This is a genomic window from Pseudomonas frederiksbergensis (assembly GCF_003732275.1).
Lineage (GTDB): Bacteria > Pseudomonadota > Gammaproteobacteria > Pseudomonadales > Pseudomonadaceae > Aquipseudomonas > Aquipseudomonas frederiksbergensis_H.
Window position 1 is genome coordinate 65,218 of record NZ_MOBM01000023.1, and the last position, 8,948, is coordinate 74,165.

An 8,948-nucleotide genomic window follows, 5' to 3' on the forward strand; every position below is an offset into this window, starting at 1 on the left:
AGCAAAGGTCGGCCACTTGTGGATAACTAAAGTGCAGTGATTCTACCGCCCTTCGCTCAAGATCGCCCGCGCTGTTGATCGATAGACTTCACCGATAGTCTTACCACCCATGAAAAATGGCGACAGCCCATCCCGAGAGTGAATCGACACGGCTGCGATGCAGTACAATCGCGGCTTTTAATCGCCAACCAGCCGGCCATTCCGATGATCGAACCCAAGCGCGTCTTGCGCGCCCTCGCTGAACACTGGGCACTTCTGGAGCCACTGTGCGAGCACTTCGACCAAGGCACCCTGAGCCTCAACGAACTGCGCACGCAACTGGCCGCCCAGCAACTCGACAGTACACCGCAGGACATCACCAGCCTGCTGGACGTATGGATCCGCCTCGACATTCTGGTTCCCGTGGCGAAAAGCCCGAACCGTTTCGAGCTCAACGCGCAGATCCACGACTTCCTTGCTTATCTGCGTCGTGAGCACCGTTTGGGCCTGTGCCTGGAAATCGAAGCCTATCTGCGCCATCTCGAGCGCCTGGCCGGTTACATTCAGGACGCCTTCGACATCCGCGACGGCCACGATCTGGCGCGTCAGTTGCGTCTGCTCGACATGCGCGTGCGGGACGTTCTGAAGAAACTCGCCAACGACGAACAGGCCCTGGTGGCCGTCGCCGAGCGGGCCAAGACCAGCGACCGGCAGATCCCGCTGCGTCAGCGCTACGCTGAAGTACTGGCGACCTGGGATGAATACGTCGAGCCGATGATCCAATTGGTGAACGCCGACGGCGCCTTCGAACAAGGCGTGCGCAAGGTCGAAAACGTCCTGCTGAAGATGCTCACTGAACAGCAGCGCCTCGGCCATCTGGTCGATGACGACATGCTGCTGCGCACCCACGCGCGCATCCTCGAAATGCAGACCAGCGCCCAGCTGACTCTGCGTCATGCCCGTGAACTGCTGCTGCCGCTGCGTGAAGAAGCGCGCCGGCACAACGCCGTGACCCGTGGCGCGGCACTGGCCTTGTCGGCCATTCGTCGTAAAGGTATCGATGCGGTACCGCAAGCCGCGATGCCGATGTTCACCCGGCCGCAAAGTACCTTCCTCGGCAGCGCCAGTCAGGTCGAAGCCTACGTGTACGCCTTGGCCCGTTTCGAGCCGAAACCTGCGCGTTTCCCCAAGGCCCACAAGACCCAGAAAGGCGAAGCCCCGCGCGCGCCACGCACCGTTCGGGAAATGCTTGAACGCTGCGAAGACGCCCTGCCGATGCCGGACCTGATGACCTGGCTGCTGGAGCAGGAACCGGACGGCGCTACTGACGAATTGCTCTATTGGTTCTCGCGCCTTTCGCGGGAGAAACGCTTCAAACGCGAGCGTCTGGAGCGCCGCGATTACCACACTCACGAGCATCAGGTCAGCCTGCGCTCCTTCGCCCTGCTCTCGTCCGGTGACACCGCCGCCGAGAATTCTGCGAGCATTCCATATGCATCTTGATCTATCCGAACTGTCCCAGCTGGCGCCGATCTTTCGCGAGCTGTTCAAGGGCTACCACGTCAGCCGCCGCGATCCGGAGCTGTACGCGCAACTGTCGAACTTCCAGGACCAGTACCGCACGCTGTTCAAGGCGTTGGGCTTTGAACTGGTCTGCGACACCCGTGGTTTCTATTACTTCGTTCCGGACCTCGCCGCAGCGGCGGTGAACAAGACTGCGCAACGTCTGGCACTGTTCACCTTCATCCTCGTCGAGCACCTGGCCGACCAGGGCCGCGACCCGATCGCCGTGCTCGACGGTGGCAGTCTCGGTCGTGATGAACTGCCATCGTTGCTGGAAAAATACCGTGATCTGTTCATCCAGGCCGAAGTGCAGACCGTCGAAGAACTCGAAGAAAAAATCATGCGCCGCATGACTCAGCTCGGTTTCGCCAGCGAAGAAAACGGCGTTTACCGTTTCCTGCCGCCGATGCACCGCTTCCTCGACGTTTGCCTGTCGGTTCAGCAGGACCGCGATCTGGCGGCCAGCCTGCACAGCGTGTTGCCTCTGCCGGTTCCAGTGTTGATCGACGACGATAGCGACGAAAAACTGCTGCAAACCGATGATCCGCTCGACTTGAGAGAATTTGAGGTAGAGAGCGAAGAAGAAAGCGAAGAACTCGCCCTGGCCCGCGCCATCGCCGAAGAACAGGAGACCGACGCATGAGCAAGGAACGCTACGGCATTCGCCGCTTTGCCCTTTTGAACACCGCCGGTTACAGCCTCGGCCTGTTCCCGCTGGAAGAGCCGCTGTCGGTTTACGGCGCGAACAACCTCGGTAAATCCGCGTCGATCAACGCCTTGCAGTTCCCGATTCTGGCGCGCATGTCGGACATGAGTTTCGGCAAGTACAGCCTGGAACAATCCCGTCGGTTCTACTTCGCCTCGGACACCAGTTACATCCTGGTGGAAGTCTCCCTGCCCCACGGCCCGCACGTAATCGGCGTGGTCGGCCGCGGCCCGGGCGGCGGTTTCGGTCACCAGTTCTTTGCCTATGCCGGCAAACTCGACCTGGCCCATTACCAGAAAAACGAGACCTGCCTGCGGCAGAAAGAGCTGTTCACCAACCTTGAACGCGAAGGCCTGAAAGCCTACGAACTCAAGCCGGATGAACTGCGTCGTTTGCTGGTCGGCGGTCACACTTCGATTCCGCTGGACCTGACGCTGATCCCGCTGCGCTCCACCAGCGAGCAGAGCCTGAAGACCTTCCGCGCGCTGTTCATCAACCTGCTGCACATGCGCGAAATCACCGCGGCCAAACTCAAGCAGTTGTTCCTCGATGCTTTTGAACACAGCCTGCGTTCCGGCAGTGTCGATTACATCGCCGCGTGTGAAGAAGCGTTTCGCGATGTACGTCGTATGGAGCAGGATTACAACTCGCTGGTCACCGCTGGCCCGCTGGTTGAAGCACTGGCCGCTGGCGTGGCCCAGCGCAATATCCTGCGCGGCAAACTGCACCGGATTTCGCCGCTGCTCGACTCCCTGCTCGGCACCTGGTCGGACTACGCCAGCGCGCGCAAGGAAGAACTGACGATTCAAGCCGAGCACTACCGCAACGAGCAGGACGCGCTGCAAAACGATCAACGCGGCGGTACTCAGGAGCTGATGCGTCTGGAGCGGGAAATCACCGGCATCCAGCGCTGGCTCGGCGAGTTGTCGGTGCTCAAGCATCGCTTCGCGCTGGTCGATGACGTCAAAGTCCTCGAGCAGCAACTGCTCGCTGCCAAGGACGCGCACGATGAACTGGCCGGTGCGCTGGCCCAGTCGCGACAGTTCAGCGCCGAAGACCTGGAAGAGCGTCTGCGGGATCTGGAAAAACGCCTGAAGTCGGTCAAGCAACAACTCGATCACGCCGACAACAACAGCTACGCCCGTTTGCGCGAAGAGTTTTCGCAGCAGGACGTCGAGCGCCTGATGCGCCTGTTCAACAGCGCGTTGTTCAGCCTGCCACTGGGTGAACACGGCATTACGCTGGACGAGGACGGTCAGTGGGTCAAATCCATGGAACTGATCCTCGATGGCTTCAAAGGCGAGCGTTTCGAAGTGCCGGGCCTGTCCATCGACATCTCGCACATCGAGCCCCCTGCCCTGCAAGCCCTGGCTGACCGTGCGGCGTTGCGCGATCAGAAAGACCGCCTGGAAAAAGAACTCAAGCAGCTGAAAACTCAAGCTGCCGTGGCAGCCGACCGCGCGGCCAGCAAGACCCAGACCGAAGCGCTGTACCAGCAAGTGCTGGATGCGCAGAAAGCCCTGGAAGACTTCCGCCGCGCGCAAACCCTGAGCGCCGAAGAAGGCGACAAGCTTGAGCAATTGGCGCAGATGGAAGCCGCTCAGGACGAATTGAAGCGTTCCAGCGATGCCTTCACCGAACGCGTCCAGCAACTGTCGGCCAAACTGCAACTGGTTGGCCGGCAGATCGGCGACATGGAAGCCAAGCAACGCACCCTCGATGACGCTCTGCGCCGTCGTCAGCTATTGCCGGCGGACCTGCCATTCGGCACGCCGTTCATGGACCCGGTCGACGACTCCATGGACAACCTGCTGCCGTTGCTCAATGACTATCAAGACAGCTGGCAAGGCCTGCTGCGCAGCGACGGGCAAATCGACGCGCTCTACGCTCAGGTTCGCCTGAAAGGCGTGGCCAAGTTCGACAGCGAAGACGATATGGAGCGTCGCCTGCAACTGCTGATCAACGCGTACGCACACCGCACCGACGAAGCCCTGACCCTCGGCAAGGCACGCCGTGCGGCGGTCACCGACATCGCCCGGACCCTGCGTAATATTCGTAGCGATTATGACAGCCTCGAACATCAACTGGCGCTGTTCAACCGCGAGATCAACAAGCGTCAGGTTTCCAACCTGCAAAGCTTCCGTATTGTGCTCGCGCCGAACAAGGAAGCGCTCAAGCACATTGACCAGATCATCCACAGCGCCGGTCAGTACGAAGAAGGTGAGACCCTTTCCGTTTTCGACCTAAGCCAAAGCGCCGATCAGGACAACAAGAACGAAGAAGCCAAGGAATACCTGGCGCGACTGGTGGCGGCCAACCACAACCAGCTCGGTCTCAAGGATCTGTTCGAGCTGGCGTTCGAGATCACCAAGGTCAACGGCCAGCCGGTAATCCACACCGACATCGACGGTGCGGCATCCAACGGCACCACCATGACCATCAAGGCACTGACCAACATGTACTTGTTGCTGCACTTGATGGACCGCGACCAGGCCGGTCGCGTGCGCCTGCCGTACTACCTCGACGAGGCGGCGGACATCGACGAGAAGAACCAGGCAGCACTGCTGGAAACCAGCCTGCAACTGGGCTTCGTGCCGATTCTGGCGAGTGTGAAGCCGCAAGTTTGCGCCAGTGTCGCCATCGACCTGGAAGGCGGCAGCGGCCCGAACGGTATCTACATCGACGAGGCGGACTGGAAGTACATCCGTCGCCACGATGAAGTGAAGGCAACCGTTGTTGTACAAACTGATGAGCCAGAGCTGGATGCGGTCTGATTTGACTTAATCCAAGCCAACAAAAAGGCCGCGATCCAAATGGATCGCGGCCTTTTTTATGCAATGACTAGAGACTTTCTGTGAGTTTTAGGCCGCCTTCGCGAGCAAGCACGCTCCCATACTGGATCTTTGTCGTTCATAACATTTGCGTACGACACCGATTAAATGTGGGAGCGTGCTTGCTCGCGAAGGCGGCATCACAGGCGCCGATAAACTACTTGCCGATTGCGATCTTCGGCGCCCACGTCAGCCACTCATCTTCGAACTGGTCGAACAACGGGAAGGTTTGCTCGGGCCGCGCCGGGACACCCATGCGGTCGCCATCCGGTGTGGCAAAGGCGATACCGCCCTGAACCAGCGTCTCCAGCGATTCAGCGCGTATTGTCGCGCCTTTGAACAAGCCGTAGTCGAAACCAAAACCACTGGTGTTCCAGAACCGGGTGCCAGTGCGCACCAGGGGTGCGTACTTCGGCTCGATCAGGATATGCACCAACACTCGATCAGCCGTCTGGCCCAGCTCATAACCGGTCACCTTGCCCACCGTTATTTCGCGATAGGTGACGGGGACGCCAGTCTTCAGCGAACCCCGACGAGCAGCGCTCAACACCAGGCTTAAACCAGCCTCTTCCTTGGCGGTTTCCGGAGGATTGGTCAACGCCACGAAGGTCTTCTGCGGACCGAGGTTCTTCGGCGCGGGTTGCACTTCGATGTATTGCCCGGTGACCAAAGTCTCGAGGTTCGAGGTTTTAATCAGACCGAGCTCAGGTTTGACCACCCAGAACTGACTGCCGACCCGAGCGATACGCTCCGGCACTTCGGTGATCCGCGCGGTCAGCAGTACTGCTTGCAGGTCATCACTGAGGTCGACGTCCTCAATTTTGCCAACGTCCAGGCCTTTGAATCGAACCGGCGTGCCACTGCGCAGTCCATCGGCGCGATCGACCTTGATCGTCACCATAGTGCCTTTCTGCGTTGCCTCATCATGGTTGGCATGCAGGCGGAAACGTGGAATACGCTTTTGCAACGGCGCTTTGGCTTCCGGGGTTTCGAAGGCGATGCCACCAGCCATCAGACTTTGCAACGACTCACTTTTGACCTGGATGCCGCCGGTTAATCCACCGGTGAGCGTGATGCCGCTGGCATTCCAGAAACGCGTCGAGGCGTTGACCAGACCTTCGTATTCCTTCTCGATATGCACCCCGATCACCAGCTGCTTTTTGGTGCGGGAGAATTGATAGCTCTGAACCGAACCGACCTTGACCTGTTTGTAGAGAATCGGGCTGCCGACTTCCAGAGAACCAAGGTTGTCGGTGAACAACACCAGGTGCAGGCCTGGCGAACGCAGATCCAGCGGCGGCGCCTTGGCCCGTGCTTCGAACTCGCGCTGCGGTGCACCGCCCTTGTCGCCTGGGCGTACGGCGATGTAGTTACCTTTGACCAGCGCTTCCAGGCCCGTAATACCAGCGAGCGAAATCGATGGCTTTACCACCCAAAACTGAGTGCCCGTGACCAGGTAATCCTCGGCTAGCGGGTCGAGAGTCAACTCGGCGGTCGCACTGGACAGGTCCGGGTCAACCTTGAGCGTTTTCAAATTGCCGACCTGGATGCCTTTGTACATCACCGGCGTACGACCGGCCTGCAGGCCTTCGAAATCGCTGAGTTTGACCTTGACCCGAATACCCGCCGCGGCTGCATCGAAATCCTCATAGAGACGGAACGGCAGGCTTGGATCGGTGGGCGGGCTATCCTTGCGGTTCTCTGGAGTGGCAAATGCAATACCACCGGCGACGATGCTGGCGAGGGACTCGCTACGCACTTTCACACCAGACAGGTTGGCGTCGATACTGATGCCGCTGGCATTCCAGAAGCGCGTGTGTTTACGCACCAGGTTGGCGTAGGTCGGCTCGATGAAGACTTTGAGTTCAACAGTATTCTGGTCTGCGGACAGCACGTAGCTTTTGATCTGACCGACCTGGATCTGCTTGTAGAACACCGGGCTGCCGCGATTCAGCGAGCCGAGGCGATCAGCCTTGATGGTCAGGTGCAGGCCGGGTTGGGCGTCCGAGAGCGGAGGCTCTTGGGCCAGGGCCTTGAACTTGCGGGTCGGCTCGCCCTCGCCCGGGCTGACGGCCACATAGTTACCTGAGACCAGCGTCTCCAGGCCCGTGATACCGGCCAGGCTCACGCTCGGTTTGACCAGCCAGAAACGCGTGCTGGTCCTGAGGTATTGCTCCACGTCCTTGTTCATCTCGATGGTGGCGATCACTCCTTTGGAGCTGCCTTCGTCATCGAGTTTGAGGGCTTTCACCTTACCGACCGACATGCCTTTGTAGACGACTTCGGTCTTGTTGGCCTGAATGCCTTCACCGCTTTCGAAGCGCACCTGAATCTCGATACCCGTCTCGCTGTAGGCACGCCAGCCGAGCCAGCCGCCAATAATCAAGGCGATCAGGGGCAACACCCAAATGGCTGACCAGTTCGAGGCCGGTCGGGTTTTCGCTTTAGGCAAATCAGTCATGGTCGTCGTCCGACTCCGTGTTATCCCAAATCAGTCGGGGATCGAAAGTTACTGCGGCAAGCATCGTCAAAATCACCACACTGGCGAAGGCGATGGCGCCAAGATTGGCTTCGATGCTGGCAAGCCGTCCGAAATTCACAACCGCCACCAGGATGGCGATTACAAAGATATCCAGCATCGACCAGCGGCCGATGAACTCGATGAAGCGGTACATCCAAATGCGCTGGCGTGCCGAGAGTGGCTGGCGGCGTTGCACCGAAAACAGCAGCAAACCTATCCCCACCAGCTTGAACGTGGGCACCAGAATACTGGCGATAAAAACCACGGCTGCGATTGGAATCATGCCGTGCTGAACCAGTTGGATCACACCGGACATAATGGTGCTCGGATCACCCTGGCCCAGGGAATTGACAGTCATGATCGGTAGCACATTGGCCGGGATATAGAGAATCGCGCCTGTGATCAACAACGCCCAGGTACGCATCAGGCTGTTCGGGCGGCGGGCATGAACCAGCGCACCGCAGCGGGTGCAGACCTGCTCGTCCGTATCAGCTTCCTGCTTGTTCAACTCGTGGCATTCGGCACAAATCAGAATGCCTGCATCAATCGCCCGCATGGGCATCTTCTCCTGATAGGGCCTGCCAGATCTGGTGCGGCGACATCACCACTTCCAACCAGACCTGGACTAACAACAAACTGATAAAGCACGCCAGACCAAGACCTACGGTGATCGCTGCCATATCGGCCAATTTGACGATCGCAACCAGTACGCCCATGAGGTAAACCTCGAGCATCCCCCAGTCCCGTAGATGATGAAAAATGCGGTAGAGCAGCAGGCCGTAACTGCGTCCGATATCGAAGCGAATACTCAGCAACACGACCAGTTGGCAAAGCAGTTTGAGCAACGGAATCCCCATGCTGCAGAGAAACACCACGACCGCTATGCCTCGCATACCGGTATCGAACAGACCTACAACGCCACTCCAGACTGTGTCATGCGACGACTGTCCGAGTAGATTGAGCTGCATGATGGGTAAAAAGTTCGCAGGGATGAACAACAATAGTGCGGCAATGACCAAGGCAAGACTGCGCTGCACGACATTGTGTCGATGAGCATATAGTTCATAACCGCAACGTGGACAGATGGCCTTCTCGCCATGAGCAAGCTCAGGCTTGCGCATCAGCAAGTCGCACTCATGACACGCTACCAAGTCGTCCAGCGGTAAATCTGACAGCCCTGGGGCGCCAACCGGATCTGGCATAACGGCTCTGGCTCCAAAAAAGTTGGACCTATTCTAGTGTCCTGACTCGAAAATAACTGTGCAATTTTGTATTGTCGCCAGAGTGCTCTTTTCCTGCGGACAAAACAAAACCCCTACCTGCATACGCAGATAGGGGTTTCGGAATT

Annotated in this window: 6 protein-coding genes; 3 read left to right on the forward strand and 3 right to left on the reverse strand. The window is 58.7% G+C overall.

The features are described from left to right. Positions 1-204 precede the first annotated feature (204 nt). Genes mksB through mksF form a run of 3 tightly spaced genes read left to right on the forward strand, consistent with a single transcriptional unit; the run spans position 205 to position 5,022 of the window. Positions 205-1,482: an Mks condensin complex protein MksB gene (gene mksB / locus BK662_RS18550; RefSeq protein ID WP_185047154.1), complete on the forward strand. Its 1,278-nt coding sequence runs from the start codon at positions 205-207 to the stop codon at positions 1,480-1,482. Continuing rightward, positions 1,472-2,185 (forward strand): Mks condensin complex protein MksE, encoded by a 714-nt coding sequence (gene mksE / locus BK662_RS18555; protein ID WP_123359243.1) that lies wholly within the window; start codon positions 1,472-1,474, stop codon positions 2,183-2,185. The genes mksB and mksE overlap by 11 nt, the downstream gene beginning before the upstream one ends. Further along, positions 2,182-5,022 carry an Mks condensin complex protein MksF gene (gene mksF, locus BK662_RS18560; RefSeq protein WP_123359244.1) on the forward strand — a complete coding sequence of 947 codons (2,841 nt, stop codon included), beginning with the start codon at positions 2,182-2,184 and terminating at the stop codon, positions 5,020-5,022. The genes mksE and mksF overlap by 4 nt, the downstream gene beginning before the upstream one ends. Before the next feature lie 214 nt (positions 5,023-5,236). On the opposite strand, the gene BK662_RS18565 is transcribed toward mksF, so the two are convergent. The 3 genes from BK662_RS18565 to BK662_RS18575 are packed head-to-tail and all read right to left on the reverse strand — an operon-like array spanning position 5,237 to position 8,802. Further along, positions 5,237-7,540 carry a PqiB family protein gene (locus BK662_RS18565; protein WP_123359245.1) on the reverse strand — a complete coding sequence of 768 codons (2,304 nt, stop codon included), beginning with the start codon at positions 7,538-7,540 and terminating at the stop codon, positions 5,237-5,239. Next, entirely contained in the window at positions 7,533-8,156 is a 624-nt protein-coding gene (locus BK662_RS18570; protein ID WP_123359246.1) for a paraquat-inducible protein A, read from the reverse strand. The genes BK662_RS18565 and BK662_RS18570 overlap by 8 nt, the downstream gene beginning before the upstream one ends. Then, complete coding sequence (locus tag BK662_RS18575) at positions 8,143-8,802, reverse strand: paraquat-inducible protein A (protein WP_123359247.1); 660 nt, start codon at positions 8,800-8,802, stop codon at positions 8,143-8,145. The genes BK662_RS18570 and BK662_RS18575 overlap by 14 nt, the downstream gene beginning before the upstream one ends. Between the last annotated feature and the right edge of the window lie 146 nt (positions 8,803-8,948).